General features: G+C 31.8%; 2 protein-coding genes. Both read left to right on the forward strand.

Translation table 11 applies throughout. From position 1 onward, the window contains the following. Positions 1-255, forward strand: a 255-nt coding sequence (locus DXN04_RS34405) for a hypothetical protein (protein ID WP_233525752.1), incomplete at its 5' end; no start/stop codon positions are given. Continuing rightward, a complete protein-coding gene (locus DXN04_RS34410) occupies positions 215-814 on the forward strand; it encodes a hypothetical protein (RefSeq protein ID WP_147320180.1) in 600 nt (199 codons plus the stop codon). The genes DXN04_RS34405 and DXN04_RS34410, both read left to right, overlap by 41 nt. Positions 815-980 lie beyond the last annotated feature (166 nt).

Genomic DNA, 980 nt, shown 5'->3' on the forward strand with positions numbered 1-980 from the left:
TATAAAGAATATACTGCTAAAGTTATGGAAGAAGAAAAGCAAAAACATTATGAAGAAGAAGAAAAGATTAAGACTGAACTTAAGTTTAAAAAGAAACTTCTTCCTATTTGGATTAAACTAAGTAAAAAACATAGTGCTGCTTATGCTAATCTTTGGCTATATGCTATGGGTAAACTTGAAATTATTGAATTTGATGAAGAAGTAGAAGAAATATATGAACGGTTTGGAATTGGATTGGATGCTGACTATAGATGAAACTGGTATGCCAAAAGCTCCTACACTTAAACAACTTCTTGATAGAGATGTTAGTCTTCTTTATACTAGAGATAAATCTCCTAATAAAGAGATGTATATTAAAGAAGTTGGAGTTATTTATTATCTTGGTGACCCTAAAGGCCCGTGTCTACAAGAAGGTCTTAGTGAAAAAGAAGCTCTTAAGAAAGCTATTGAAAACTTTGATTTACCTAAAAATTATCAACCTGATATTCTTGTTTGGAAACTTATTAAAAGATATTATAATCAAAAAGCTGGTGCTGGTATGGAAGCTGTACTTAATATTAAGCGTGGTATTCATAATGTTGCTTTAGCTGCTAGCAAATTAAATGAATTGTTGAATGACAAGTTATCTGATGGTGCTAGTCTAGAAGATGTTCCAGTTGTTATTGGTTATATGAAACAAATTAATGATTTAGCTAATCAGTTTCCAAACACGATTAAAGCTCTTAATGTAGCTGAAGAAAATCTTCTGTATGAACAAGAGAATGTTGCTGGTAGAGGTGGTGTTGAAATTACTAGTAGTATGATTGAAGAATAAGCTGATGCTAATCTACTCCATCCTCCACGGGGAGTCTAGCGTAGGCACGTAGTGCCGAAGCGGGTCCAAACTAGTGTTGAACTTAATGGTATTAATAATATGGAACTTAGAGATAAAAGATATAATGATATTAGACTTATTTTTCATGAAGAAGAACATAAATATA

This window comes from Chitinophaga silvisoli, assembly GCF_003412465.1.
GTDB classification, from domain to species: Bacteria; Bacteroidota; Bacteroidia; order Chitinophagales; family Chitinophagaceae; genus Chitinophaga; species Chitinophaga silvisoli.